Annotated in this window: 26 protein-coding genes; 20 read left to right on the top strand and 6 right to left on the bottom strand. The window is 71.5% G+C overall.

Going from position 1 to position 26153, the window contains the following annotated elements:
- Nucleotides 1–57: 57 nt before the first annotated feature.
- The 14 genes from HLK59_RS12200 to HLK59_RS12135 all read left to right on the top strand — a co-directional run bounded on the left by HLK59_RS12200 (nt 58) and on the right by HLK59_RS12135 (nt 15948).
- Nucleotides 58–660, top strand: a complete 603-nt coding sequence (locus HLK59_RS12200; protein WP_171141424.1) for a sigma-70 family RNA polymerase sigma factor — start codon at nt 58–60, stop codon at nt 658–660.
- Nucleotides 661–746: 86 nt separating this feature from the next.
- Complete coding sequence (locus HLK59_RS12195) at nt 747–1481, top strand: ABC transporter ATP-binding protein (protein WP_171141390.1); 735 nt, start codon at nt 747–749, stop codon at nt 1479–1481.
- Between the two features lie 97 nt (nt 1482–1578).
- Nucleotides 1579–2334, top strand: coding sequence for an aspartyl/asparaginyl beta-hydroxylase domain-containing protein (locus HLK59_RS12190; RefSeq protein WP_171141389.1), 756 nt, complete (start codon nt 1579–1581; stop codon nt 2332–2334).
- 216 nt (nt 2335–2550) lie between these two features.
- Complete coding sequence (locus tag HLK59_RS12185) at nt 2551–3924, top strand: MFS transporter (protein ID WP_346779716.1); 1374 nt, start codon at nt 2551–2553, stop codon at nt 3922–3924.
- A gap of 55 nt (nt 3925–3979) precedes the next feature.
- Nucleotides 3980–5035, top strand: coding sequence for a beta-ketoacyl-ACP synthase III (locus HLK59_RS12180; protein ID WP_171141388.1), 1056 nt, complete (start codon nt 3980–3982; stop codon nt 5033–5035).
- Entirely contained in the window at nt 5032–5271 is a 240-nt protein-coding gene (locus tag HLK59_RS12175) for an acyl carrier protein (RefSeq protein ID WP_093590698.1), read from the top strand. Before HLK59_RS12180 ends, HLK59_RS12175 begins: the two co-directional genes overlap by 4 nt.
- Before the next feature lie 23 nt (nt 5272–5294).
- On the top strand, nt 5295–6185 hold the full coding sequence (locus HLK59_RS12170; RefSeq protein ID WP_171141387.1) for a TauD/TfdA family dioxygenase: 891 nt from the start codon (nt 5295–5297) through the stop codon (nt 6183–6185).
- On the top strand, nt 6182–6730 hold the full coding sequence (locus HLK59_RS12165) for an FcoT family thioesterase (protein ID WP_171141386.1): 549 nt from the start codon (nt 6182–6184) through the stop codon (nt 6728–6730). Before HLK59_RS12170 ends, HLK59_RS12165 begins: the two co-directional genes overlap by 4 nt.
- A gap of 21 nt (nt 6731–6751) precedes the next feature.
- Entirely contained in the window at nt 6752–8335 is a 1584-nt protein-coding gene (locus HLK59_RS12160; RefSeq protein ID WP_171141385.1) for a long-chain-fatty-acid--CoA ligase, read from the top strand.
- Between the two features lie 87 nt (nt 8336–8422).
- Entirely contained in the window at nt 8423–8668 is a 246-nt protein-coding gene (locus tag HLK59_RS12155) for a phosphopantetheine-binding protein (RefSeq protein ID WP_171141384.1), read from the top strand.
- A complete protein-coding gene (locus HLK59_RS12150) occupies nt 8665–12963 on the top strand; it encodes a non-ribosomal peptide synthetase (protein WP_171141383.1) in 4299 nt (1432 codons plus the stop codon). Before HLK59_RS12155 ends, HLK59_RS12150 begins: the two co-directional genes overlap by 4 nt.
- 93 nt (nt 12964–13056) lie before the next feature.
- Nucleotides 13057–14094 carry an ABC transporter substrate-binding protein gene (locus HLK59_RS12145; protein ID WP_171141382.1) on the top strand — a complete coding sequence of 346 codons (1038 nt, stop codon included), beginning with the start codon at nt 13057–13059 and terminating at the stop codon, nt 14092–14094.
- Nucleotides 14095–14150: 56 nt separating this feature from the next.
- Nucleotides 14151–15116, top strand: a complete 966-nt coding sequence (locus HLK59_RS12140) for an iron ABC transporter permease (protein ID WP_171141381.1) — start codon at nt 14151–14153, stop codon at nt 15114–15116.
- A gap of 4 nt (nt 15117–15120) precedes the next feature.
- Nucleotides 15121–15948, top strand: a complete 828-nt coding sequence (locus HLK59_RS12135; RefSeq protein WP_171141380.1) for an ABC transporter ATP-binding protein — start codon at nt 15121–15123, stop codon at nt 15946–15948.
- An 18-nt stretch (nt 15949–15966) separates the two neighbouring features.
- On the opposite strand, the gene HLK59_RS12130 is transcribed toward HLK59_RS12135, so the two are convergent.
- On the bottom strand, nt 15967–16578 hold the full coding sequence (locus HLK59_RS12130) for a DJ-1/PfpI family protein (protein ID WP_171141379.1): 612 nt from the start codon (nt 16576–16578) through the stop codon (nt 15967–15969).
- A 296-nt stretch (nt 16579–16874) separates the two neighbouring features.
- On the opposite strand from HLK59_RS12130, the gene HLK59_RS12125 reads away from it, so the two are divergent.
- The 6 genes from HLK59_RS12125 to HLK59_RS12100 all read left to right on the top strand — a co-directional run bounded on the left by HLK59_RS12125 (nt 16875) and on the right by HLK59_RS12100 (nt 21703).
- Complete coding sequence (locus tag HLK59_RS12125; RefSeq protein WP_171141378.1) at nt 16875–17090, top strand: hypothetical protein; 216 nt, start codon at nt 16875–16877, stop codon at nt 17088–17090.
- An 87-nt stretch (nt 17091–17177) separates the two neighbouring features.
- Nucleotides 17178–17978, top strand: a complete 801-nt coding sequence (locus tag HLK59_RS12120) for a hypothetical protein (RefSeq protein WP_346779715.1) — start codon at nt 17178–17180, stop codon at nt 17976–17978.
- Nucleotides 17979–18124: 146 nt separating this feature from the next.
- The gene (locus HLK59_RS12115; protein WP_240982358.1) at nt 18125–18778 is read left to right on the top strand and encodes a superoxide dismutase family protein; all 654 of its coding nucleotides are present in this window, start codon (nt 18125–18127) and stop codon (nt 18776–18778) included.
- Nucleotides 18757–19344, top strand: a complete 588-nt coding sequence (locus HLK59_RS12110) for a copper resistance CopC family protein (protein WP_171141377.1) — start codon at nt 18757–18759, stop codon at nt 19342–19344. Before HLK59_RS12115 ends, HLK59_RS12110 begins: the two co-directional genes overlap by 22 nt.
- Nucleotides 19345–19896: 552 nt before the next feature.
- Nucleotides 19897–21348 (top strand): PepSY-associated TM helix domain-containing protein, encoded by a 1452-nt coding sequence (locus HLK59_RS12105; RefSeq protein ID WP_171141376.1) that lies wholly within the window; start codon nt 19897–19899, stop codon nt 21346–21348.
- A gap of 139 nt (nt 21349–21487) precedes the next feature.
- Nucleotides 21488–21703, top strand: coding sequence for a heavy-metal-associated domain-containing protein (locus tag HLK59_RS12100; protein ID WP_171141375.1), 216 nt, complete (start codon nt 21488–21490; stop codon nt 21701–21703).
- A gap of 71 nt (nt 21704–21774) precedes the next feature.
- On the opposite strand, the gene HLK59_RS12095 is transcribed toward HLK59_RS12100, so the two are convergent.
- From HLK59_RS12095 to HLK59_RS12075, 5 genes are all read right to left on the bottom strand, one after another.
- Complete coding sequence (locus HLK59_RS12095) at nt 21775–22092, bottom strand: hypothetical protein (RefSeq protein WP_171141374.1); 318 nt, start codon at nt 22090–22092, stop codon at nt 21775–21777.
- A 134-nt stretch (nt 22093–22226) separates the two neighbouring features.
- Complete coding sequence (locus HLK59_RS12090; RefSeq protein ID WP_171141373.1) at nt 22227–22895, bottom strand: DUF5134 domain-containing protein; 669 nt, start codon at nt 22893–22895, stop codon at nt 22227–22229.
- A 230-nt stretch (nt 22896–23125) separates the two neighbouring features.
- Nucleotides 23126–23533 (bottom strand): hypothetical protein, encoded by a 408-nt coding sequence (locus tag HLK59_RS12085; protein WP_171141372.1) that lies wholly within the window; start codon nt 23531–23533, stop codon nt 23126–23128.
- 159 nt (nt 23534–23692) lie between these two features.
- Entirely contained in the window at nt 23693–25426 is a 1734-nt protein-coding gene (gene atzF / locus HLK59_RS12080) for an allophanate hydrolase (RefSeq protein WP_171141371.1), read from the bottom strand.
- A partial coding sequence (locus tag HLK59_RS12075; protein WP_171141370.1) for a biotin/lipoyl-containing protein occupies nt 25423–26153 on the bottom strand: 731 nt, incomplete at its 5' end. The genes atzF and HLK59_RS12075, both read right to left, overlap by 4 nt.

Genomic DNA, 26153 nt, shown 5'->3' with positions numbered 1-26153 from the left:
CATGCCCCTGACCTTGTGCGGGCCGGGCCCCGGAAGACCCGAGAAGGACATCACGTGATGATCTCCGTCCTGCCCGCGCACCGCGCGGACCGTGAATCCGCGGACGCGTCGGCGACCGCCTGGGCGCTGGCCGCGCGCGGCGGCGACCCGGACGCGGCCGACCACTTCGTCCGCGCCCTCCACGGTGACGTGCTGCGCTACGTCACTCATCTCAGTGGCGATCCGCAGACCGCCCACGATCTGACCCAGGACACCTTCGCGCGGGCTCTCGGCAGCCTGCACCGCTTCGAGGGCCGCGCCTCGGCCCGCACCTGGCTGCTGTCGATCGCCCGCCGCGCGGTCGCCGACAGCCTGCGCCGCGCCGCGGTACGTCCCCGGATCGCCGACGCCGTCGACTGGCGTACGGCACAGGAGCGCGTCCAGTCGTGCGAACTGCCCGGATTCGACGAGGGAGTGGCTCTGCTCGACCTGCTGGAGAGTCTGCCCGACGATCGCCGGGAGGCGTTTTTGCTGACCCAGGTGGTCGGACTGTCGTACGAGGAGGCGGCGGGGTTCGTCGGCTGTCCCGTGGGTACGGTCCGCTCCCGGGTTTCCCGCGCTCGCGCCACCCTGGAACGGCTGGTGCGGGAGGCCGAGGCGGCCGGCGTCCTGGCGGCCTGACCTCCGAGGGTCCCCCGGCGGGGCGGCTCTCGAAAATGGGGCGTGCCGCCGGGAACCCGACGGCGTGGTCGGGCGACTACTGGGACGTGACAGTCAACAGCGAGCGATCCCGTCGCCCGGTCCCGCGGCTGTGGCCGCTCACGACCGATCCGGTCGCACTGGACGTGGGCCTGAGGGCCGTGGACTGCGCGGGCGCGCGGAGGCTGTCCTTGGACATCGCGCCCGGCGAACGGGTCGTACTGACCGGCCGGGACCGCGCGACGGGGACGGCGCTGCTGCGCGCGGTGGCCGGACTGATCCCCGTGGGCGGCGGGCAGATCACGGTGGGCGGCCGGGGCAGCCGGACCCCCGCCGAGCGGGCATGGCGGGGCAGGGCCTGCGCCTGGCTTCCGAGGGTCCTCGCCCCGGTCCGCTCGGGGGCGCCGGCGGCCGGTGTACTGGTCCGCGGCACCCACCCGACCGCGGCGGCGTTTGCCGCGGACCTGCTGGGCGTCGGACGGCTGAGGGACCGTCCTCTGCGCAGCCTCACACCGGGCGAGACCCGGCGTCTGCACTGGGCGCGTGTGGTCGGCCGGGTGGCGGCGGGGGCCGGTGTGCTGCTGGCCGACGATCCCGGCGAGGGGCTGGAGCCGGACGACCGGGACGCCCTCGTGCGTCTGCTGGCCGCGCTGCCGGTGACGCTCCTGATGGCGACCGCCGACCCGGCGCTCACCGCGCTGTGCGACCGGCGGGTGGGCATGAACCCGGGACGCCCCGGTCCCGCCCGTTCACCAGCGGTGGCCGATGCTGAACCCAACTCCCCTGGCGAGCAAGGAAATTGACCGAACTTCGCGGGAACTCCCCGGCTTCTCCCCCCGACTACTACTGAGACACCGACCCGGCGGCCGGCCGCGGCGGTGACGACCAGGAGGGGCCCGCATGACACCCGAGATGGAGCACGCCTTCGCGGCGATCAGGCACGAGCACGGTACGGACTCCCTCAGCCGTGTGGAGCGGATGCTGGAGCCCGGGGGAGGGGCGGCACGTCACCCCCTCCAGAAGGGGGCCAAGTGGATCCTGCCCGGACTCTCCCCGACCCCCTGGCACGATCCCCGGGGACATCCCGAACTGACCCCGGTGGTGGACGCGTTCGAAGCGGCCCATCCGGTTATCAAGGAGGAGCTGACCGCGGCCTGGGCGGGGCGCCGGGAGATGTTCTCGGACTACGAGCACTACCTGAGCCGGCAGCAGGACTGGCAGGCCCTCTATCTGTTCCGGGGCGGAGGGCTGGTCGCGGAATCGGCGGACACCGTGCCCACGGCGTACAAGGTGCTCCAGGAGTTCGCCGTCGACACCGAGAAGATATGCCCCCTGCTGGAATGTCATTTCTCCACGCTGTTGCCGGGGGCGGCCGTCGCACCGCATTGCGACCTGTGGAACTTCAGTATCAATCTGCATCTCGCCGTGGATATTCCGGACGGTTGCAGCATCACCGTGGCGGGTGAAACCCGTTTCTGGGAGGAGGGAAAGTGCCTGCTCTTCGACTACTCCTTCGAGCATGAGGCGCGCAATGACGGCAAACGGCCGCGGGCCTGCCTGCTCGTGGACCTGTGGCATCCGGAAACGACACTCCCGGAACGGCGGGCGCTGACGGTTCTCATCACCGAGATCAGGCGCCTCATGGGGGATTCCTGACGGTCTGAATTCCGCACCGAAAACAGTCCGACAGTTGTCACGCTGTCGGCAATTGGTGCTGCCTAAAATCTTTGAACGCGATTTCTGGAAATGTTTCCCTTCCGGTTGTTCTCAAGGTTTCTCGCCGGTGTTACGGTGGCCGAAATTGCTTGGCAGTTCCGATTCTCGGACTGATTATTTCACTGTTTTTCCGTGTGTGGGAGGGGGTATCGACCGGTGCGGACACGACTGTCCCTTCTGGTTCTGGCGCTGGCCCAGTTGGTCATCGCGCTCGACTACAACATCGTGTATGTCGCCCTGCCCGAGATAGGCGCCGGTCTCGGTTTCTCCGCGCACGGCCTGCAGTGGGTGGTGAGCGCCTACGTCGTCACGACGGGCGGCTTCCTCCTGCTGGGCGGCCGGGCGGCCGATCTGCTGGGCCGGCGCCGCACCTTCGTCGCCGCGGCGCTCGTCTACGCGGGGTCGTCACTGGTGGGAGGGCTGTCGGAGTCGGCGGGGGTGCTGGTCGCGGTGCGCGCGGTGCAGGGGCTCGGCGGCTCGCTGCTGTTCCCGGCCACCCTCGCCCTGATCAACACGATCTACGAGGAGGGGCCCGCCCGGAACCGGGCTCTCGCGGTGTGGGGCGCGGCGGGGGCCGGGGGCCTGTGCTTCGGGTCGCTGCTGGGCGGGGTGCTCGTGGAGGCGTTCGGCTGGCCGTCGGTGTTCTTCGTCAACGTGCCCGTGGCGGCTGCGCTGGCGTGGGCGGGCCTGCGGCTCTTCCCGGCGGACGGCCCGCGCGGCGGTACCCGGCGGTTCGACGTCACCGGCGCGTTGGCCGCCACCGGTGGGATCACGCTCTTCGTCTTCCTGTTGGTGCACGCTCCCGAGGCCGGCTGGGGGAGCCCGTCCGCCCTGCTGAGCGCGTTGCTCTCGGTCACCCTGCTGAGCGTCTTCGCACTCGTCGAGACCCGCGCGCGCGATCCACTGGTCCCGGCACGGTTGTTCGCCCACCGGGGCCTGGTCGCCGCGATGGCGATCACCGCGCTCTACAGCGCCACTTTCAGCTCGCTGCCCTATTTCCTGACCCTGTACTTCCAGAACGTGCGTGGCTACGGTGCGTTCGCGACCGGCCTCGCGTTCCTCGTCCCGGCCGTGGTGACCGCGCTGGGCACGCAGGTCGGTGAGCGGGCCGTCGCCCGCGTCGGAGTGCGCCGCATGCTGGTCGGCGGCATGTCGCTGGGTGCGGCGGGGGCCGCTGCCCTCGGTCTCGCGCTCACCGGGGACGGCTCCTACGTCCTGCTGCTGCCGGGGATCGTGCTGCTGGGGCTCGGTCAGGGCGCCGCCTGGACCGGCATGTGGATCGTTGCCGCGTCCGGGATCGCCGCCGAGGACCAGGGCGTGGCCTCCGGCATGGCCTCCACCACGCTCCAGGTGGGCGGTGCGGTCGGCCTCGCCCTGCTGGTCGCCCTGTCCGGCAGCGTCGGCACGGGTCCGCCGGACGAGGCCCTGCTGTCCGGGATACGTGGCGCCGTGTTCGCGGTCGCGGCCGTCCTGTGCTGCGGCGTGCCGCTCACCCTGGTCCTGCGCAGAACCGCGACCGCTGCCGCATAGACGCCTCACCCACCCTCCTTCTCACCACCCCACGAGCCCCACGAGGAGAACAGCTGTGCCCAGCAACGCCCCCAGCCCGCCCGGTCCGGCGGCCGTCCTGTGCGGACTGGCCGGATGGGTGCCGCCCCGTGTGGTCACCAACGACGAACTCGCCGCACGGCTGGACACCGACGACGCCTGGATCCGCACGCGCACCGGGATCCGCAGCCGGCACGTCGCCGAGCCGGGCCAGGCCACCTCCGACCTCGCCGTCGAAGCCGGTCGGCTCGCCCTGCGCTCGGCCGGTGGCGCTCCCGCCGACGCGGTGATCGTCACCACGACCACCCCGGACCGTCCCTGCCCCGCCACCGCACCCGTGGTGGCCACCCGCCTCGGCCTCGCGGGGGCGGCGGCCTTCGATGTCGGGGCGGTGTGTACGGGGTTCGTGTACGGCCTCGCGACCGCCGCCGGTCTGATCGCTGCCGGTGTCGCCCGCCGGGTGCTGCTGATCGGCGCGGACACCTACTCCACCATCGTCGACCCGCTCGACCGCACCAACGCCATCATCTTCGGGGACGGCGCCGGAGCCGTCGTCCTGCGCGCGGGAGACGCGGACGAACCGGGCGCGGTCGGCCACTTCGACCTCGGCAGCGACGGCGCCCACGAGGACCTGATCACGGTCGCCGCCGGAGGTTCCCGCCAGAGGTCCACCGGGGGCGAACCCACGCACGCAGAACGGCACTTCGCGATGCGCGGCAAGGAGGTCTACCGGCACGCGGTGACCCGCATGGCCGCCTCGGCGCGGGCCACTCTGGAGCAGGGCGGCTGGAAGACCGACGACGTCGACCACTTCGTGCCTCACCAGGCCAACCTGCGCATCCTGCACTCCGTCGCCGACGACCTGGGCCTACCGAGGGAGCGCTGTGTTGCCAACGTCGACGCCGTCGGCAACACCGGGGCCGCCTCCATCCCGCTCGCCCTGGCCGACGCCGCCACCCGGCGGCGGATCCGCCCCGGCGACCGCCTCCTTCTGACTGCCTTCGGCGGCGGCCTCACCTGGGGCTCCTGCCTGATGACCTGGCCCGAACTCCCCCCGCACACTCACCCGCAATCGGAACGGACCACACCATGACCACCTACGAGCAGATCGTCGACGTCATCGTGAAGCTGCACGACGTCCCCGCCGACCTGATCCGCCCCGAGGCCACCCTCGGCGCACTGGACGTGGACTCCCTGACCACCGTCGAGATCAGCATCCGCATCGAACGCGACCTCGGCGTCACCGTCGGCGATGACGAACTCCAGCCCGACCTCACCCTCGGCCAGATCGCCGACCTGGTCGACTCCCGCCGCACCACCACCGTCTGAACCGAACGGAAGGACCGACAGCCATGCAGATCAAGGACCAGCTGGGAGCCGCGCTCGGCGTCACCGTCGAGGGCTTCGACCACACCACGGCCTCCGAAGCGGACATCCAGGCTCTCAAGGCGGCCGTCTACACGAAGAAGATCGCCGTCCTGAAGGGCCAGGACCTCACCCCCGAGCAGTTCCTCGCCCTCGGCAGGCGGCTGGGCCGCCCCGAGACGTACTACGAGCCGATGTACAAGCACCCGGACGTCCCGGAGATATTCGTCTCCTCCAACGTGCCGGAGAACGGCAAGCAGATAGGCGTGCCGAAGACCGGCAAGTTCTGGCACGCCGACTACCAGTTCATGCCCGACCCCTTCGGTATCACCCTGATCTACCCGCAGGTCGTTCCGGAGAAGAACCGCGGCACCTACTTCATCGACATGGGCAAGGCGTACGAGCGGCTGCCCGAGGAACTGAAGAAGGAGATCGCCACAACGCGCTGCCGTCACTCGGTGCGCAAGTACTTCAAGATCCGCCCGCACGACGTCTACCGCCCGATCTCCGAGATCATCGAAGAGGTCGAGACGAAGACCCCGCCCGTCGTCCAGCCCACCACCTTCACTCACCCCATGACGGGGGAGACGGTCCTCTACATCAGCGAGGGCTTCACCGTCGGGATCGAGGACGCGGCCGGCGAACCGCTCGACGAGGAACTGCTCAAGCGGCTCTTCGAGGCCACCGGCCAGCTCGACGAGTCCTTCGAGCACGAGGGCATCCACCTGCAGAGCTTCGAGAAGGGCGACCTGCTGGTCTGGGACAACCGCAGCCTCATCCACCGCGCCCGTCACACCACCACCCCCGAGCCGACCGTCTCCCACCGCGTCACCGTCCACGACGAGCGCAGGCTGTACGACGGGATGCGCGCAGCGTGACCGCGCCGGCCACCGAGCGCGACGCCTCCCCGCCGCAGCGGTCGTACCCCACCGACGAGGAACTGCTGATCCGGGTCCTGGTGCCCTACAAGGAGCACTGCAAGTACCTGAAGTCTGCCGAGGTCACGGCGAGCGCCGGACTCTCCTGCGCGCAGGGCGTTTTCGCGATCGAGGAGTCCTGCTACATCGACGACACCGGCCACCTGAACTCGGTCGAGGTCAACATCGCCTACAACCAGTTGATGTACTACCTGGTCGCCAAGTCCGTGAAGGAAGGGCTGCTGACCGGCTTCGAGGCATGGACCCTGGACGACTTCTGGCGTCACCAGCTCCCCGACATCCTCATCGCCCGCTTCGCGTCGAACTTCCGGCGGCCCGTCAACCCCCGTCACTTCACGGGGGAGATGGAGTTCCGCTCCGTGGCCCGGCGCGCTCCCGGCGGCGGCAGCCCCTTCCTCCACGCCCAGACCGTCTTCCGTTACCAGGACGCCCACGGCGGCCGGTGCGACGGCGAGGCGACCCTCGCGTTCGTCAACGTCCCCTGACCCACCGGAGGCAGAGCTTTCATGGAGACATCCACGGTGCCGCAGCCGAAGGGCGCGAAGCTCCACCACGCCGAACTGAGCACCCTCGTCCACACCACCCGCTTCCACGCAGCCCGGCAGCCGGACGCCGCCGCGATCATCTGCGAGGACCGCACCGTGACCTACGCGGACCTGCACCACCACAGCAACCGCATGGCACACGCCCTGCGCGCCGAGGGACTCGGCGAGGGCGACCGGGTGGCGTACCTGGGCAAGGAGTCCGAGCACTACTACGAGGCCCTCTTCGCCTGCGCCAAGACCGGCACCGTCCTGGTCCCGGTCAACTGGCGCCTCACCGCACCCGAGGTCAGCCACATCCTCCAGGACTCCGGCACCCGGCTGCTGTTCCTGGAGGACGAGTTCGCCCCCATCGTCGAGGGCATGCCCACCAAGCCACCAGAGACCGTCGTACCGGTGAACTCGATCACCGCCTGGCGAGCCGAACACCGCGACAGCGAGACCGAGTTCGAAGCCACCCCGGACACCCCGGTCGCCCAGCTCTACACCAGCGGCACCACCGGCCTGCCCAAGGGCGTCGTCCTCGCCCACCGCAGCTTCTTCGCGATCCGCGACGGGCTGGCGAGCGAGGGCCTGGACTGGATCGACTGGCGGGCCGGTGACGTCGCGCTGATCGGTATCCCCGGATTCCACGTCGGCGGACTGTGGTGGGCGGCGCAGAATTTCAACGCCGGTACGACGGTGGTGGCGATGCGCGCCTTCGCCGCCCGGCAGGCCGTCGACCTCATCCGCGACCTCGGCATCACCACCGCCTGTGTGGTCCCGGCGATGCTGCGCATGATGCTCACCGAACCTGGGGTGAGCGCGAAGGACTTCACGACCCTGCGCAAGACGGTCTACGGCGGCTCCCCGATCTCGGAGGCGCTGCTGGAGGAGAGCCTCGCGGTCCTGGACTGCGAGTTCGCCCAGATCTACGGGCTGACCGAGACCGGCAACACCGCTGTGTGCCTGCCGCCGGCCGCCCATGTCCCGGGCGGGACGCTCATGCAGGCCGCCGGCCACCCCTACCCGGGCGTACGCGCCAAGGTGATCGACGACCAGGGCCGGGAACTGCCCCCGGGCGCGGTCGGCGAGGTCTGCCTGCACACCCCCGCGCGGATGGTCGAGTACTGGGGCCTGCCCGACAAGACGGCTGAGACGCTCGTCGACGGCTGGATCCACACCGGGGACGCCGGTTACCTCGACGAGGACGGCTACGTCTTCATCCGCGACCGCATCAAGGACGCCATCCTTGTCGCCGGCGAGAACGTCTACCCCGCCGAGATCGAGAACGTACTGGAGCACCACCCCGGGGTCGGGGAGGCGGTCGTCGTCGGCATCCCCGACGAGCGGTGGGGCGAGAAGGTGCACGCCTTCGTCGTCCCCGCGGCAGGCGAGCGCCCCAGCCCTCGGGACCTGCACACCTTCCTCGTGCCGCGGCTGGCCGCGTTCAAGCTGCCCGCGAGCTACGAGTTCACCGACCACGTCCCGCGCAACCCCAGCGGCAAGATCCTCCGCCGCGAGCTGCGTGACCGCTTCTGGAGCGACTCCGCGCGCAAGGTCAACTGACCGGCCCGTCCACGCCGCTCACCCCCGGCGCGGGCCGCCCGCGAGCCACCGGCACTTAACCGGACGAGCCACCGAGAGAGAGTCCCCATGCCTGAACCCCTCACACTGGACAGCTTCCGCGCGGACCTCGCGGAGTGCCTGTTCCTGGAGCCCGGCGAAGTCGACCTGGAGGACAGCCCGCTGGACGCGGGGCTGGACTCGCTGCGCATCGTCACCCTGCTGGAGCGCTGGCAGGCGGCGGGTGCCGAGGTGACCTTCGTCGAACTCGCCGAACGCACCACGTTCGCCCAGTGGTGGCAGCTCCTCTCCCAGCGTCAGGGGCAGCGGACATGACGGACCGTCAACCACTGCTGGCCGCCCAGGAGGGCATCTGGGCCGGCCAGCAGCTCGACGCGGACAGCCCCGCCTACAACACCGCCGAGTACCTGCGCATCACCGGACCCGTCGACCCGGCCGTCTTCGACCGGGCCCTGCACCACGTCGTCGCCGAGACCGAGGCCCTCAACGTCACCTTCGACACCGACGACACCGGCCGCCCCCGGCAGACCACCACCCCGGCCGGGGACTGGCGCACCCACATCGCCGACCTCACCACCGAACCCGATCCGCACGCGACCGCCCTGGCCTGGATGGACCAGGACATGACCCGCCCCGTCGACCTCACCCGAGGCCCGGTCTTCGGCCACGCCCTGCTGCGCACGGCACCGGAGGAGTTCCTCTGGTACCACCGCGTCCACCACATCGCCCTCGACGGCTTCGGCCTCTCCCTGGTGGCCCGGCGGGTCGCCGAGGTGTACAGCGCCCTCATGGCCGGCGAACCCGTACCGGACAGCGGCTTCGGCACCCTGGAGTCCGTCCGCGCCGAGGAAGCCGCCTACCGCGAATCCGCCCGCCACACCAAGGACCGGACCTACTGGACCGACCGCTACGCCGACCACCCGCCCGTGGCCACCCCGGCCGGCCGCTCCGCGCTGCCCGCCCGCACCTTCCACCGCCACGTCACCGACCTCGACCCGTCCGCAGCAGGTCAACTGCGCACAGTCGCCCGTGACCTGTCGGTCACCTGGTCCGAGGTGCTCCTCGCGGTGACCGCCGCCCACCTCCACCGGCTCACCCGGGCACCGGAGATCGTGCTGAGCCTGCCCGCGATGGGCCGCCTGGGTTCGGTCTCCCTGCGGGTGCCCGCGATGGTGCGCAACATCCTGCCCCTGCGCGTGCCCGTCGCCCCCGACGACAGCCTCCGTGTCCTCGCCCCCCGCGTTTCACGCGAACTGCGCGCCGGACTGCCCCACCAGCGCTACCGCTACGAACAGTTGCGCCGCGACCTGAAGCTGGTCGGCGGCCAGCGCAGGCTGTCCGGGCCGGGCGTGAACATCATGCCCTTCGAGTACGACCTGAAGTTCGCCGGACATCCCAGCACCGTCCACAACGTGTCCGCGGGCCCCGTCGACGACCTGGCGGTCAACGTCTACGACCGCGGCGACGGCACCGGACTGCGCGTCGCCGTCGACGCCAACCCGGACCTGTACACGGAGGCAGAGACGGCCGCCTTCCAGGAGGGCCTGCTCGCCCTGCTGCTGGAGGCGCTGGCCGACCCGGACCGGCCGCTCGGCGGGCCCCGGGCGCACCAGCCCGTCCCCGTCCTGGACGGCGGCCCGCTGCCCAAGCCCGCCCGCCCGGTGCTGAGCCTGATCGCCGATCACGTGGCCCGCCGGGGCGGGGCCGTCGCCGTCGAGCACGACGGAGACACCCTGACCTACGCCCAACTCTTCGGCGCGGCACGGGACATCGCCCGCCGACTGGCCGCCCGGGGCGTGGGTCGCGGCGACGTGGTGGCGGTGGCCCTGCCCCGGGGCGGCGCCGCCGTCACCGCCGTCCTCGGCGTACTGATGTCCGGCGCCGCCTACTGCCCCCTCGACCCGAAGGCACCCGCCGACCGCACGGCCCGCCTGCTGGCCGACACCGTCCCCGCCCTCGTTCTGACGACCGGCGACAGAGCGGCCGACTTCGCGGAGCACGCCGTACTCCCGCTGCTCCCTTCTGACGACCGGGACCCGGAGCACGCCGGCGTTTCCACGCCACCCGCGCCACCGGCACCGGCAGACCTCGCGTACGTCCTGCACACCTCGGGCTCCACCGGCCGCCCCAAAGGGGTGGCGGTCGGGCACGCCGCGCTGGCCCACTTCGTCGCCGCGGCCACGCACCGCTACGGGCTGCGCCGCGAGGACCGTGTCCTGCAGTTCGCGCCGCTGCACTTCGACGCCAGCGTGGAGGAGATCTTCCTGACCCTGTGCGCCGGCGCCACCCTGATCATCCGCACCGACGACATGACCGACTCCGTCCCGGGCTTCCTCGACGCCTGCGCACGGCTGCGGGTGAGCGTCCTCGACCTGCCCACCGCCTACTGGCACGAACTCGCCTACGCGGTCTCGACTGGCGCCGCCGCCCTCCCCGAGGGCGTACGCACCGTCGTCATCGGCGGCGAAGCGGCCCTGCCCGAACGCGTCGAGCGCTGGCGCAAGGCGGTCGGCACCTCGGTCGCGCTGCTGAACACCTACGGCCCCACCGAGGCCACCGTGGTCGCCACCGTCACCGACCTGCACGACCCCGAACTCGCCGCCGGAGACGTCCCCATCGGCCTGCCCCTGCCCGGCACGCGGGCGGCGGTGGCCGACGGCGAGCTGTACCTCCTCGGCCCCACCCTGGCCGACGGCTACCGGCCACAGGTGTCCGACAGCGCACGCTTCGCCCCGCTCACCGCCCTGCCGGACGCCCCGCGCGCCTACCGCACCGGCGACCTGGTCCGCATCGGCGACGACGGGCAACTGCGCTACACGGGCAGGGCCGACACCGAGTTCAAGATCAGCGGACATCGGGTCCAGCCCGCCGAGGTCGAAACCGCCCTGCTCACGTTTCCGCGGATCAGGGAGGCGGCCGTCGTCGGGCAGGTGCTGGCGGACGGCACCCGGCGCCTGGTGGCCCACCTCGTGGCGGAATCCCCCGCGCCGTCCGCCGCCGATGTCAGAGACCACCTGCGGGCGTCGCTGCCCGCGGCGATGGTGCCCTCCGCGATCGAGTTCACGGACCGGCTGCCTCGCACCGGCTCCGGCAAGATCGACCGGAACGTGCTCGCCGAACCGCGCGCCCACCGGGCGCCCACGACCGGCAGCCCCCTGGAGCTGACCATCACCGGCGTCTGGGCACACCTGCTCGGGAACGACACCGTCACGGTGGACGACGACGTGTTCGACCTGGGCGCCCAGTCCCTCCAGGCCATCCAGGCCGCCAACCGGCTCGGCGTGGAACTGGGTCGGGACATCAAGGTCGCCTGGCTCTTCCAGCACCCCACCGCCGCGGCCCTTGCCCGGTTCCTCGCCGGAGAGGAACAGTCGAGCGCCGCCGTGGGACTCCCGTCGGCGCTGCTGGCCGACACCCGGCTCGACCCGGGCATCCGGCCCGGCATCAGCCGCGCCGCCCACGGCACGCCCCGGCGCATCCTGCTCACCGGCGCCACCGGACTGGTGGGCGCGCATCTTCTGTCCCGGCTGCTGGCCGACACCGGGGCCGAGATCGTCTGCCCGGTCCGGGCGGCCGACACCTCCGAGGCAACCGCCCGCGTCCACGAGGCCCTCACCCGGCACGGCCTCACCCCCGACGCCCGCGCGTCGGCCCGCCTGACAGCCCTGCCCGCAGACCTCGCCCGCGCCGATCTCGGCCTGCGCCGGGAGACGCTGGCCGACCTCGCCGCGACCTGCGACGCGATCTTCCACAACGCGGCCACCGTCAGCATCATGCGCGACTACGCCACCCTGCGGGCCGCCAACACCGAGTCCACCCGGCAACTGCTGCGCCTCGCCGCCGTCAACACGACACCCCTGCACTATGTCTCCACCCTCTCCGTGGCCCCGCCCGCGAGCCACAGCCCCGAGGTGCCGGAGGCGTTCCTGCCGCCCCACGAGGGCCTGCGCCACGGCTACCAGCAGTCCAAGTGGGCCTCGGAACGGCTGCTGGAACAGGCGGCCGAACGCGGTCTGCCCGTCACCGTCCACCGACTGGGCCGCGTGGTCGGACCGGCCGGCACGGGATACGTCAACGAGCGGGACTTCCTGTGGAGCGTGCTGCGCGCGGGCATCCCCGAGGGCATCGTCCCGGAGCTGTTCGAGGACGAGATCTGGACTCCGGTGGACTTCGTGGCCCAATCCCTCGTCCATCTGTCCCTCGACCCGGACGCGACGGCCACCGGTCCGGTCTTCAACCACGCCACCCTGCCACGGGTACGGCTCGCGGACGTCTACGACTGGGTGCGGGAGTACGGCTATCCCGTACGCTCCCTGCCGCTGGCGCGCTGGCGTGAGCAACTGCCGGGCTCGGCCGACGTCGCGGCCACGACGCTCGCCTTCTTCGACTCCGCGGACGGCGGGGCCGTGGGAGAGGGTACGGAGACCGACCTGCGTCTCGGCCACGTCCGAGCCGACCGGGTCCGCGCCGGCCTGTCGGACACCGGCGTCACCTGTCCGCCCCTCGACCGTGGCCTGTTCTTCCGCTACCTGGACCACTGCGTGACGGCGGGTGTGCTGCCCGCCCCCGCCCGGCGGCGGGAGACCCGTTCCGAGGTGGCCGCGAAATAGTCGGCAACTGCCGGGAACTCACGGCCACTTCACCCCGACTACTGCATCAGAACCCGTCAGCCCATGAGTACGTCCCTCACGCAAGGAGCCCGCATGTCGATCAACCGGCCGGCCGTCACCGCCCTGGCCGCAGCCCTCTGCCTCCTCACGGCGGCATGCGGCTCCTCGTCCGACGACAAAGCGAGCGACACGACAACGGAGGCCGCCGCCTCGAAGACGGGCTACCCGGTCACCCTCGACAACTGCGGCCAGAAGGAGACCTTCAAGAAGGCCCCCAGCAGAGTCGTCGTCATGAACGGCGCCTCGGTCGCCGAGGTCTCCACCCTCCTCGCCCTCGGCCTCGGTGACAAGATCGTCGCCAACCAGCAGACCTACGGCATGTCCGAGGTGGTCGGCCGAGCCGCCGCCATCAAGAAGCTGCCCACCGGCGACGTCAAACTCAACGACGCCTACGACATCCCCCGTGAGGCGATGCTCGGCCTGCGCCCGGACCTGGTGCTCTCCACCACCTCGTACGGCTTCGACGAGAAGAACGGCTTCGCCACCCGCGACCAGCTCAAGGACGTCGGCGCGAACAGCTACGTCTCCCCCCAGGGCTGCGACCAGGACACCTCCAAGATGACCATCGCCGACAGCTACCAGCTGCTGCGCGACATGGGCAAGGTCTTCAACGTCAGCGACAAGGCCGAGAAGCTGATCGCCGCCTCGGAGAAGAACATCACGGCCGTCTCGGCCAAGGTGAAGGGTGAGAAGCAGCCCAAGGTCATGGTCCTCTTCTCCAACATGTCCATGGGCGGCAACGACTTCAGCTCCGTCGTCGCCAAGGGCATCTACAACGACATTCTCGCCAAGGCCGGCGGTTCCAACGCCTTCGAGAACGCGTCAAAGACGTCCTTCGCCGACCTGAGCAAGGAGAAGGTGGCCGCCACCGACGTCGACGCGCTCGTCGTCATCGCCTACAACGACCCGAACCCGGCGGCGTACGCCAAGAAGCTACTCAAGGAGTTCCCCCAGTGGCCGGCCGCCAAGAACAACACGTACGTGACGCTGTCCGACTCGATGTACCTCGGCCCCAGCAACGACCTGGCGGTCGAGAAGGTCGCGAAGATGCTGCACCCCGACGCCCTCTGAGCCGGCTCAAGGTTCCGCTGGCGTTCACGTTCCTGCCGGTCGCGCTGGTCGTCACGATGATCGTGGCGATCAGCATAGGCGCGGTCAACGTCCCGGTCGGTGACGTGTGGGCGATCGTCCTGCACCACGTCACCGGCGCGGGTTCGGCGCCCTCCGACCTCGCGCTCGACCAGATCGTGTGGAACTTCCGCACCCCCCGGGTGGTCCTGGCGGCCCTGGTCGGCGCGGGCCTGGCGGTGACCGGCGCGGTGCTCCAGACCGTGGTCTCCAACCCGCTCGCCGACCCGATCGTCCTCGGCTTCTCCTACGGCGCCACACTCGGCGCGGTCCTCGTCATCACCCTGGGTGGGGGCGCCGTGCTCGCCGGGCTCGGGGTGTCGGCCGCGGCCTTCCTCGGCGCGGTCGCCGCGGGCGCGCTGGTGTTCGCGCTCGGGCAGCGGCGGGGGCGGCTCGCGCCGGTCCGGCTGGTGCTGGCGGGGGTGGCCATCGGCTACGTCTTCCTCTCGGCGACCAGTTTCGTCCAACTCCAGGCGACGCCCACCGAGTTGCGGACGGTGATGTTCTGGATGCTGGGCAGTGTGGCCGGGGCCAAGTGGGAGCAGATCCCCGCGGTCGCCGTGGTCGTACTCGTCACGACCGCCCTGCTGTCCCTGTTCGGTCGGCGCCTCAACGTGCTGCTGGCCGGCGACGAGTCGGCCACCGCGCTCGGCGTCGACGTCAACCGGCTGCGGGCCGTCCTGCTGGTCCTCAGCGCACTGCTCACCGGCACCGTCATCGCGGTCTCCGGCAGCATCGGCTTCGTCGGCCTGATGATCCCGCACCTGGTGCGGCTCACCATGGGTGCCGACCACCGCCGGCTGCTGCCGCTGACGGCTCTGCTCGGAGCCGTCTACCTGGTCCTCGTCGACCTGCTCTCCCGTACCCTCAACCGCCCCAACGAACTGCCGCTGGGCATCCTCACCGCCCTGCTCGGTGCCCCCTTCTTCCTGTGGCTGCTGCGCCGCAACAAGGGCTTGGACTGACTGTATGAAACTCGTCGTCGACCGGCTCCACGTCACGTTGGACCGCAACCCGATCCTGCGGGACGTGAGCCTTCAGGCCCGCAAGGGCGCCATCGTCGGCCTCGTGGGCCCCAACGGCAGTGGGAAATCGACACTGTTGCGTACGGTCTACCGCTCGTTGCGCCCTGCGGACGGGGTGGTCCGCGTCGGCGAGGACGACGTATGGGAACTGTCCCCCCGAGCCGCGGCCCGCCGTACCGCCGCCGTCCTCCAGGACGGGGGCGGCAACACCACCGGCCTGACCGTCACGGAGATCGTGGCCCTCGGCCGCGCTCCCCACCACGGGCTGCTCGGCCGCGACGGGGCCGAGGACCGTGCGATCGTCTCGGAGGCCGTCGACCGCTGCGGCGTACGGCCGTTCGCGGACCGCGACTACACCTCCCTGTCCGGCGGCGAACGTCAACGCGTGCTGCTCGCACGGGCCTTGGCCCAGAACCCCCGGCTTCTCGTGCTGGACGAACTGACCAACCACCTCGACATCCGGGCCCGGTTCGAGCTCCTCGACCTCATCCGCGCCACTGGCGTCACCACCCTCGCCGTCCTCCACGACCTCGACCTGGCCGCCCGGCTCTGCGACCACCTGGTCGTCCTGCGGGAGGGAGAGGTGGCGGCGGCGGGGCCGGTCCTGGAGGTGCTCACCCCGGGCCTCCTCGCCGATGTCTTCGGGGTCAGCGCGAGCACCGAACGGCACGCCGACGGCGTCGTCCGCATCACCTACGCGGCCCGGCCGCTCGCGAACGTCGAGCGTCCGCAGGGCGACGAAGGCCGTCTCGCCGGGGCCGCCGAACGCTGAACCGGAGCGGTGCGCCCCTCAAACCCCGGAGCCCTGTGCGGGTTCCGGGGTCTCGTACTGGATGCCGGACCGGGTGGCGTCGGCCGCCTCGGGGCCGTCGTAACGGGCCACCAGGTGCAGGGCCATGTCGATGCCGGCCGAGACCCCCGCACTCGTGACGACTGCCCCGTCGTCGATATAGCGCGGACCGCGCCGCACATCGATCGAGGGGTCGATCCTCGCGAGCTTGTCGAGGTGGTCGCGGTGCGTGGTGGCGGGGCGGCCGGAGAGCAGCCCTGCCGCCGCCAGCACCAGGGAACCGGTGCACACGCTCGCCAGAACCGTCCCGCGCCCGTGCAGGGTGCGCAACCACTCCAGGTGCGCTTCGTCCTTGACCAGGCCGCGGGTGCCGTTGCCGCCGGGATGGACGAGCAGATCGAGCGGCAACCCGTCGTCCACCGCGTGGTCGGCGACCATGCCGAGGCCCTTGGCGCCCCGCACCACTCCCGTACGCGGGGCGACGGCCAGGACGCGCACGGACGCCGTCGCGATGTGGGAGGCCCAGAACCCGAGCACCTCCCACGGGCCGACGACGTCGAGTTCCTCCACGTCGTCGAAGAGCAGCACTCCGATGGTGAGGGGGGTGTCCATGGCCCCACCCTAGCGGGGGTCCTCGCAGCCGCCAGGGGCATTCTGCCGAGGCGTCGGCCGACCGTCGGGCGCTCCTCTTCACATAGTCGGCGAAGTGCTCCGTTCAGTTCCCACAGTTGGCATGCCGCCGGGAGCACGGGGTGTGAAACGGCGCGCGGGCGCACCGGACCGTGCCACCGCCGCCGTGCACTCCGGCGCGTGACGCCGGGCGCGCACGGGTATGTCTCGGCCACCCCCGGACGCCAGGCGAGGGCAAGGACCTGGTGGCCCGGTTTCCCGTCGAAAGGCAGCGCACGATGAACGAGACCAACGGACTGGAGCCCCTGGCGACCTTCTGCGGAGAGTGCGACTGCGGCTGCCCGCAGTTGTTCGTCGACCCGAGTGCCCCTGCGGACCGACGCGTCCTGCTCACTGACGACTTCGGGCAGCGCGTCCAGATGAGCGCCGACCAGTTCTCCTCCCTGGTGGCCGAGGCGAAGGCGGGCAAGCTGGACGGGATAGTCACCGCCTGACCGATCACGACGAGGCCCCGGCGGCTGAACACATGGCCACTCCCGTCCGTAAGAGGCGACGAGCCCAACGGTACGAGGAGTTGACTGGTGTCCCGGAGCCGGCCGGGCGCGGTGTGCCCGGCGAGCCGCGCGGCGTCCGCCGCAGTACGTGTGGGAATCCCGCGCGGACTGTCGGCGGGTGTCTTCGCGGCCGTCTGCATGGTGACGAGCGCACTGGGGCATGCCCTGATGTCCGGCGATCTGCTGCCCTGGTGGGCGATCGGCGTGGCGTTGCCGGGAACGGCGTCGGCCGGCTGGTGGCTCACCCGCCGGGAACGCGGCCTGGTGCCAGTGGTCGGTGTCACGACCGCCGCCCAGGGGCTGCTGCACGTGCTGTTCGACCTGACACACGAGCTCGTCCACGCGCCGGGTGCGGGGGCGGAGCATGCCACGACGTTCGCCCACTCCGGGATGGCCATGCACATGGCCCATTCCGCTTCCGGCATGACCATGCACATGGGCCACTCCGCTGTCGGGACGGCCATGGCGCACAGCGGAACAGCGGGCACCCCCGCGGCTCTGTCGGCGGGGACCGCGATGTTCCTGGCGCATCTGCTGGCCGCCGTCGTGTGCGGGCTGTGGCTGTGGCGGGGCGAGGCCGCGGCGTACCGGCTGGGCCGGGCGCTCGCCGTCACGTTGTTCGCGTCCCTCCACCGGGTCCACCGCCTCCTCGGACACCCGGCCCTCGACCGGCGCCCGCCCGCGGGCCGACCGGAGACGGACACCGCCCACAGGACACCGAGGGCTCCCGCCGTGCTCCGGCACGCCGTCGTCCGCAGAGGGCCGCCCCTCGGCCCCTCGGCAGCCCTGCACGTGTCCCTGGGCCCAATGCCCGCCCCGCGTCTCTGAGACCTCCCGGTCCGCCGGAGCCGACGGGAGCCGGGACACAGCCGTGACTGCCACGCGCTTCGTGTCCTCCTGTCCGTTCCCGACCGGCACGCCTCGTCCACCCGTGGGCACCGGTGTGCCTCCACGCATTGATCGGGGTCAGTCCCATGCACCACGTCACGTCCGCCCGCGCGGCCACGCCCGGCCGCCGTCCCGCGCTCGCCCTCGCGCGCAGAAGGCCCACACCGGCCCTGGGCGCCGTATTCGCCACCGCCCTGGCGGTCCTTCTCACCGGGTGCGGAGGCGACTCGGGCGGTCACGTATCGGCCCACGGGGGATCATCCGCCTCGTCCTCCGCCCACGGCATGGAGGGCATGTCCGACAAAGCGATGGGGGACCCCTCGGCCACTCCCGCCTACAAGATGGCCGGTGCGACGGTGGTGAAGGGCACCTTCAAGATGCTCGACACCCGCCCGCCCGGGATGAACGACGTCAAGGGCACCGCCTGGCTGGCCCAGGGCCCCAAGGGCACCACGGTCACGGTCTCCCTGACCGGCCTCGAAGCGGGTCATGTCTACATGGCCCACCTGCACGCCCAGCACTGCTCGGACGACAACGGCGGCGGGCACTTCCAGTTCGAGAAAGGCGGCGCGACCACGCCCCCGAACGAGATCCACCTGATGTTCACCGCCGACAAGTCCGGTATGGGCATGACCACGGTGACCAATTCTCGCAAGACCGGCCAGGACGCGGTCGCCGTCGTCGTCCACCCCAACGAGGCACAGGACAACCGGATCGCATGCGCCGACTTCGACTTCTGACGGCGACGGCCGGACCCGTCGCGTGTACGGGTGTGCTCCTGCTCCTGGGCAGCTCACCCGCATACGCCCACACCGCGCTCAAGAACGCGGCACCGGCTCCCGGAGCCACGGTAGGCGCCGGGACCACTGTGGTCAGGCTGACGTTCGACAACCTGACCTCCGGTATCGCGCCGGAGATCAGGATGGTCGGACCGGACGGCAAGGAGATCGTGGTCGGGAAGCCGGTCGTGACCGACCGGACCACGGCCTGTGCGGCCGTCTCCCCGCTGCCCGCCGGCGTCATCACCCTCACGTACTCGATCACCGCGGGGGACGGGGACGCCCAGACCAACGCATACCAGTTCGAGGCCGCCGACGGCACCGAGCCCGCCGGCACCCCGTCGGCCTGCGCGAGCCTGAGCCTGCCGGCCCCCGGCACAGGAGACTCGGACACCGTCCTGGGCCTCGGCCGCACCACGGCGACGGCCGCTCTCGCGGGGGCGGTCGCCGTGGTCGCGGGCGGGGGGTTCCTCGCCGCCCGTACGGTACGGCGTCGCGGGGCTCCGGAAGGGAGCGGCGCCGGGTGACGCGAGGCCGGACTCCCGTACCCGGTACGGGAGTCCAGGCCGGCCTTGCGGCTGACCATCGGTGGGGGTGGGCGGACAGCGTCCGGCCGCCCACGGCATGACCGAGCCCGCCGGCCGCCGCCCGCACCGGGACGGGATGTGGCGATATGGCGGCAGGCGGGCACAGGCCGGGCCACGCTCGGGAAGGCGAATTCCATCGTGGCCCGGTGCGGTCATCGTGGCACGGCGCCGATCTGCCAGGACACCTCCGACGCGGAACCGTCCCACGTGAGGAGTGTCCCTGCCGTCGCCGGGAACCGACACCCGCCCCGGGACGACTACATGAAGTCGCTCGGTGCCCGCCGTCCCGCACCCCGCCCGCCACCGCCGACCGGGCTCCCCTCTCCGCCGCCGACGAACTCCGGGCGCTCGGCCGGGAACTCGAAGCGCCTTCCATACGACTGCTTTCAGGACAGCGGCTGAAACCGGGCCACTGGAGCGGCGTCACGGCGGTCCGACCGCCGGATGCCCTGTCCCCATCCCCGATACCGCCGACCCCAGCAAGAGGTGACCATGACATCCATCGACTCGGAAGAGCCCAGTCCGCCCGCACCAGCCGCCGGAGGGGCCGAGACCACCGCCACCGCGACGGCCCCCGAACCCCCGCAGACCGCTCCCGCCCGGCGACCGGAGGGCTTCGGCGCCCTGCTGGCAAGGCTGCACTTCTACGCCGGAGTGCTGGTCGCGCCGTTCCTGCTCGTCGCGGCCACCACCGGCCTGCTGTACACGTTCACGCCCCAGTTCGACTCGCTCGTCTACGGCCACGAACTCCACGTTGCCCATGCGGGTGGCAGCACTGTGCCGCTGTCCGAGCAGGTCGCCGCCGCCCGCGCGGAGCACCCGAAGGGCACGCTGGTCGCCGTACGCCCGGGCAGCGACGACGGCACCACGCAGGTCGACTTCGCCCTGCCCGAACTCGGCGAGAAGACCCACACCGTCTACGTCGACCCGTACACGGGCAGGACCAGGGGGCAGCTGACCACCTGGTACGCCGAGACCCCGCTCACCACATGGCTGGACGCCTTCCACCGCAACCTCAACCTCGGGACCGTCGGCCGTTACTACTCGGAGATCGCGGCCAGTTGGCTGTGGGTGCTCGTCCTCGGCGGTCTCTTCCTGTGGTGGCGCCGCCGGCACGGCAAACGGACCGCGCGCCGCCTACTGCTGCCGGACCGGTCGGCGAAGAAGGGCGTGCGGCGCACCCGCAGCTGGCACGCGGCCACCGGAGTCTGGCTCGCCGTCGGCCTGTTGGGCCTCTCCGCCACCGGCCTGACGTGGTCGCGCTACGCCGGCGCCAACTTCGGTGAGGCACTGGACGCGCTGCACTCCCACACCCCCTCCGTGGCCACCACCCTGGCCACCGGCGCGGGCGGATCCGGCGGCACAGCGAAGAAGGCCGACCCCGCCGCGATAGACGGCGTCCTGAAGGCGGCCCGCGCCGACGGCTTGGGCGGTCCGGTGGAGATCGCCGTCCCCGCGGACGACGCCTCAGCCTGGACGGTGACGCAGACCCGCAACCTCTGGCCGGTCGGCCGCGACAGCGTCGCCGTCGACGCCGCCACCGACCGCGTGACCGACAAGGTCGCCTTCGCCGACTGGCCGGTGATGGCCAAGCTCACCCGCTGGGGCATCAACGCCCACATGGGCACCCTCTTCGGCCTGGTCAACCAGATCCTGCTGGCCCTCCTCGCGACCGGTCTGATCTGTGTGATCGTGTGGGGCTACCGCATGTGGTGGCAGCGCCGCCCCACCCGCTCCGACCGGCGGGCCCCGCTCGGAGCCCCGCCCGCCCGCGGTGCCTGGCGCTCCCTGCCGTCCTGGGCCGTCGCCGTCGGCATCGTCGTGGTCGCCGCCGTCGGCTGGGTGATCCCGCTGTTCGGGATACCGCTCGCCGTGTTCCTCGCCGTGGACCTGACTGTGGGCGTGCTCCGGCAGCGCCGTACGACGGTGTCCGCCGGCCGCTGAAAAGTGACGTGTGTGACAGGCGGGAACTCAGCTCGGCCCCGCCACGACTCAATGGTGGACGGCACCGAATGAACGCACAGGCCGGTGCATACGTATCAGAAGGCGTACGAACGCCTCAGCGGCACTCAGGAGTTGAGCCATGGCCCAGAAGCAGTATCTCGTCACCGGCATGAGCTGCGAGCACTGCGCCGCAAGCATCACCGAAGAGGTCACCCAGGTCCCGGGCGTCACCGTCGTGGACGTCGACGTCACGGCGGGCTCGGTCTCAGTCGCCGGCACGGACCTGGACGACACGCTGCTGCGCGCGGCGATCGTGGAAGCGGGGTACGAGGTCACCGAGACGGTCGCGGCCTGACGGGCGCCTCCCCCTGCCGGCCGCCGGACGGCGTGTGAGCCCGGCGGCCGAATGGCGGGGACCGCTCGTCATCATGGGCCAGGGCGCCTGGAACCGGGAACGGCACGGCGGTCACTGGGCCCCGACACGGCCCGGTTCACCGCAAGGTGCAGCCCTCCGCAGACCACCATGCCCACGGCGGCCCCGATCAGGGCCCCCGGCCACCGCCCGAGGAAGAGGCCGAGCCAGCTGTAGCCCCCGACGAGCACCACGACGGTCAGCGCGGACAACGACCAGACCCTGCCCAGGTGTTCACCCACCGCGGCCCACCCGTGCGTACGTGCGACCGGCCGCTCCCAGGGCCACGTCCCGTCCCCGAAGGCCGCCTGCCTGTCGAGTGTTCCGGACACGGAACCTCACCCCCTACCGCTCTCCCGCCCACGGACGGCTCGATGTCTACCTCCCCGTCCACAGCCCGGGAAAACAACGGACCGGCAGGTTCCCGCACGCCGTCCCGCAGCCGCTCACCGTCACCTGCGGGGCGTCACGCGAGCAGCGCGAACATGACCGCCATCCCCAGCGCCATCGCCGCATGGCACGCGGGCGCCAGAGCGCCGAGATGTTCTGTCTGCGCCGGGGAACCGTCCTTCGGTCGGTACTCGTCCGTGTGCCTCTCCCGCGCCCGGTCCAGCGCACGGGTCAGCCAGACGAGCCCGAGGCCGCCCAGAGTGATCGCCAGAAGCACCGAGACCGTGACGGGCCCGACTCCGGTCAGGCTCATGGAGGCGAGCCCCGACCCGCCCGACATGTCCATTCCGGCCATGTCGGAGGTTCCTCCCGCACCGGCGGAGCCGGACATCGTCACCGAGGACTCCATCGCCGCCACCATCCAGGCCATGGCCCCGGTCATCACGACGTGGGGAAGCGCGGCGGCCACGGCTCGGCCTGGTGATCGTTCTCCTCTACGGAAGGGGGCGGAGGCCAGGAACCACAACGCCCCCGCGGAGAACAGCAGAACCTGCGGAACGACCGGCAGGCCCATTCCCCATGGCCGGGCCATCGCGATCATCAAGACCCCCATGGCCGCGTGCAGCACGTGATCGACACGGTCCGCGACGCCCCCTCCGGGCAGCACCGACTTCGCCGTGCCGTACAGGACCGGTACGGCGAACAGGAGACTCAGCACCCAGCGCAGCCCACTCGCGGCAATCACCAGACCACCCCAACTCCACGACGCGGCAAGGCGTCGACGAACAGATCCAGGGCCGGACGCACCGACATGGTGAGCGAGCGGACGCCGACCTGGCGAACGGCCACAACAGGAGTCGGTGCGACATCCTGGTGAGTTCCGGGAGTTGGTTGTGAGTGCGGTCACATCGGCCGCGGGGCGGGGCTCTTGGTCTGAGGCACCCCATCCTGTCTCGCGGATGCGACCAGCTTGCTTCAGGACCGTACGGCGTCGAGTACGTTCCGGCAGGCGTCGGCGGCTTGAGCGGTGGCGTCGGCGCAGATGCGGCAGTGTTCGTGGTGCTCGACGTGTCCGGTGCACAGGTCGTGGCTGCGTCGGCACGCGAGCAGACAGGCTTCGGCCTGCGCCGTGAGGAGCGCCGGGTCGTGGCCGCTGTGCCGGGTCAAAATCCGGCGGGTCGCGGCCACGATGTCGGCGCAGTCCAGGTCCCCGTCGATGGCCGCGCGCAGGGTGTCCGCGTCCTTCTCGGCGAGCATGCCCGTGGCGCACGCGGTGACGGCGGTCTCGCACGCCGCCAGTACGTCGACGGCGGCGGCCAGGACCTCGTTGCTGAGGATGCTCTCGGTGGTGACGCTGTCGAGGAGTTCCCGGGTGTGGATCATGGCGACCCCAAGGATGCGGGATGGGAAGCACAGAGCGTGTTCCAGCGACGCTAGTACCCGTTCAGCGGCTCCGGAAGAGCTGCGGGCGTCCACTTCGCAGGCGGTAGGACGCAGGGGTCCCACGAGCCGGATGCGACGTGTGGGAGCCCTGCGGCTGTCTCAGACCGTGGCCAGATAGGTGAGCCAGTCCCCGTGGTGGGTGATGTCTGTTCCTGCGGCTGCGGTGTGGGGGTCGCACTGGAAGCCCAGGACCCAGGAGTCGTCGTCGAGTCGGATGCGGCCGAGGGACATGGGTGCGGGGAGTGCGGCGAGGAAGCGGCCGAGGCCGGCGGGTGAGAGGGTCCAGCGCTCTCCGGTGATGGCTCCCCCGCCGACGGGGCCCACGTGGACCAGGCCCGGCTTGGGGGGTTCGGTGGCCAGGGCGGTCAACTGGTAGGCGGCGGCCGTTCTTGCCTTGCCGGCGTAGCGGGCGCCGAGTTCGGTGAGCTGGTGGTTGAGCGGCTGGCCGCGCCGGTGGGCGCCGAAGACGGCCAGGTCGACTCCGTTGTCGGGGAGGGGAGTTGGGGTCTGGTCAACGATTTCACCCGTCGTACCGATGAGGCGCGCGGCGAGGTCGAGGCCCACTTGGTCGTCGAAGGTCCGGGTGACGATGCTGACGCCGAAGGGGCTGCCGTCGGCCTCGCCGGCCGGGACGGCGACGGCGGCCATGTCGAGGAGGTTGACGAAGTTGGTGTAGGTGCCGAGCCGTTTGTTGATGCCGACGGGGTCGGCCTGGACGGCGGCGATGGTGGGGTGGTCGGTGGTGGTGGGCAGGAGCAGTGCGTCGAAGCCGGCGAAGAGGCGGGCGGCGGCCGTGCGGAAGTGGTCGAGGCGTTCCTGGTCGGTGGCCAGGGCGTGGGCGGGCAGGGCCGCTGCGGTGAGGATGATGCCGGCGACGGTGGGGTCCGCGGCTTCCGGGTCGCGGGCGATGAACTCGCCCACGGCGGCGTAGCGTTCGGCGACCAGGGCGCCGTCGTAGAGCAGCCGGGCGGCTTCCAGCAGCGGTGTCACGTCGATGATGGCCGTTTCGGCGCCGGTCTCCCGGAGTTGTCCGGCGGCTGCCTGGAAGGCGGCTCGGGCTTCGTCGGAGAGGGGCGCGAGGTCCTCGTCGCGGGGGAGGGCGATGCGGGGCCGTTCGGGCGCTGCCAGCCGTACGGCGTCGGGCCAGGTGCGGCTGCGCGGGTCGGCCTCGTCGGGGCCGGTCATGACGGCGAGCGCCCGCTGGGCTTCGGCGAGAGTGCGGGCGAACACGGTGACGGTGTCGTAGGACCGGGCCGCGGGCACCACGCCGGTGTTGGGGACCAGGCCGAGGGTCGGCTTGATGCCGACGATGTTGTTGAAGGCCGCCGGGACGCGGCCCGAACCCGCGGTGTCCGTGCCCAGCGCGAAGTCCGCGATACCCAGGGCCACGGCGACGGCGGAGCCCGAGCTGGAGCCGCCGGAGATCTTCTCCGGGTGGCCCGCGCTGCGGACGGGTCCGTGCGGGCTGCGGGTGCCGACCAGGCCGGTGGCGAACTGGTCCATGTTCGTCTTGCCGAGGACGATCGCGCCCGCGTCCGTCAGCCGTCGTACGGCGGTGGCCGAGACCTCCGGACGGTAGGCGTAGGCGGGGCAGGCCGCGGTGGTGGGCAGGTCCGCGACGTCGATGTTGTCCTTGACGGGGAACAACAGGCCCGCCAGCGGCAGGAGTTCACCGGCCGTCACACGGGCGTCGAGGACGCGGGCTTCGGCCAGGACGTCCTCGTAGGGGCGCAGGGCGATCCAGATCTCCGGCCGTTCGGCCTTGTCGATCCGCTCGTAGGCGGCGGCCACGCGCTCCTCGGCCGTGACGGGGGCGGTGGGGGGCTGGTTCACGCTGCTTCCTCTCGGAGGATGACGGTCAACGGGGTGCCGGCGTCGATCTGCTGGCCGGGGGTGACGAGGACGTCGGCGACGACGCCGTCGGCCGGGGCTCGGACGACGACCTCCATCTTCATCGCCTCCAGGACGACGAGCGGCTGCCCGGCCTGGACTCGGGTACCGGGGGCGGCGGCCACCTTCCACACGCTGGAGCTGAGCGGTGCGTCGACCAGACTGCCGCCGGGCGGCAGGGAGACGGGTCCGGTGGCAGGTACGGGGGCGGCCTCGGCACGCTCGGCGAGTTCGCCCGACGCCTCCCACGCCTCTCGCTCGGCGCCGAAGGCGGCTGCCTGGCGGGTGCGGAAGGCGGCGATGCTGTCGGCGTTCTCCCGCAGGAAGCGCTCGTGTCCGGCAAGGGAGAACGTGCCGGGCCGGATGTCGAGGCCGGTGCGGCCGGAGTCCAGGTCGGCCCGGATGTCCAGGAGTTCGGCGGGGGAGACCGGGTGCCAGACGATCCGGTCGAAGAAGCGCAGCAGCCAGGGGATGCCGTCGGCGAAGGAACGGCCGGGGCGCAGGCCGCCCCAGATGGGGACCGTGCGGCCGATGAGCTGGTAGCCGCCGGGGCTCTCCATGCCGTAGACGCACAGGTAGGAGCCGCCGATACCGACGCCCGCCTCGGCGGTCCAGGTGCGCGCCGGGTTGTACTTGGTGGTGACCAGACGGTGGCGGGGGTCGGGCGGGG

The sequence above is a fragment of the Streptomyces sp. S3(2020) genome, from assembly GCF_013044505.1.
GTDB lineage: Bacteria > Actinomycetota > Actinomycetes > Streptomycetales > Streptomycetaceae > Streptomyces.
The sequence above is the reverse complement of the archived record's forward strand: the minus strand, read 5'-3'. Positions and strand labels throughout refer to the sequence as shown.

Coding starts and splice junctions, on each gene's coding strand:
- HLK59_RS12200 (WP_171141424.1), top strand. CDS start 58: ATGATCTCCGTCCTGCCCGCGCACCGCGCGGACCGTGAATCCGCGGAC.
- HLK59_RS12190 (WP_171141389.1), top strand. CDS start 1,579: ATGACACCCGAGATGGAGCACGCCTTCGCGGCGATCAGGCACGAGCAC.
- HLK59_RS12175 (WP_093590698.1), top strand. CDS start 5,032: ATGACCACCTACGAGCAGATCGTCGACGTCATCGTGAAGCTGCACGAC.
- HLK59_RS12170 (WP_171141387.1), top strand. CDS start 5,295: ATGCAGATCAAGGACCAGCTGGGAGCCGCGCTCGGCGTCACCGTCGAG.
- HLK59_RS12160 (WP_171141385.1), top strand. CDS start 6,752: ATGGAGACATCCACGGTGCCGCAGCCGAAGGGCGCGAAGCTCCACCAC.
- HLK59_RS12155 (WP_171141384.1), top strand. CDS start 8,423: ATGCCTGAACCCCTCACACTGGACAGCTTCCGCGCGGACCTCGCGGAG.
- HLK59_RS12150 (WP_171141383.1), top strand. CDS start 8,665: ATGACGGACCGTCAACCACTGCTGGCCGCCCAGGAGGGCATCTGGGCC.
- HLK59_RS12145 (WP_171141382.1), top strand. CDS start 13,057: ATGTCGATCAACCGGCCGGCCGTCACCGCCCTGGCCGCAGCCCTCTGC.
- HLK59_RS12140 (WP_171141381.1), top strand. CDS start 14,151: ATGATCGTGGCGATCAGCATAGGCGCGGTCAACGTCCCGGTCGGTGAC.
- HLK59_RS12135 (WP_171141380.1), top strand. CDS start 15,121: ATGAAACTCGTCGTCGACCGGCTCCACGTCACGTTGGACCGCAACCCG.
- HLK59_RS12130 (WP_171141379.1), bottom strand. CDS start 16,578: ATGGACACCCCCCTCACCATCGGAGTGCTGCTCTTCGACGACGTGGAG.
- HLK59_RS12125 (WP_171141378.1), top strand. CDS start 16,875: ATGAACGAGACCAACGGACTGGAGCCCCTGGCGACCTTCTGCGGAGAG.
- HLK59_RS12115 (WP_240982358.1), top strand. CDS start 18,125: ATGCACCACGTCACGTCCGCCCGCGCGGCCACGCCCGGCCGCCGTCCC.
- HLK59_RS12110 (WP_171141377.1), top strand. CDS start 18,757: ATGCGCCGACTTCGACTTCTGACGGCGACGGCCGGACCCGTCGCGTGT.
- HLK59_RS12105 (WP_171141376.1), top strand. CDS start 19,897: ATGACATCCATCGACTCGGAAGAGCCCAGTCCGCCCGCACCAGCCGCC.
- HLK59_RS12100 (WP_171141375.1), top strand. CDS start 21,488: ATGGCCCAGAAGCAGTATCTCGTCACCGGCATGAGCTGCGAGCACTGC.
- HLK59_RS12085 (WP_171141372.1), bottom strand. CDS start 23,533: ATGATCCACACCCGGGAACTCCTCGACAGCGTCACCACCGAGAGCATC.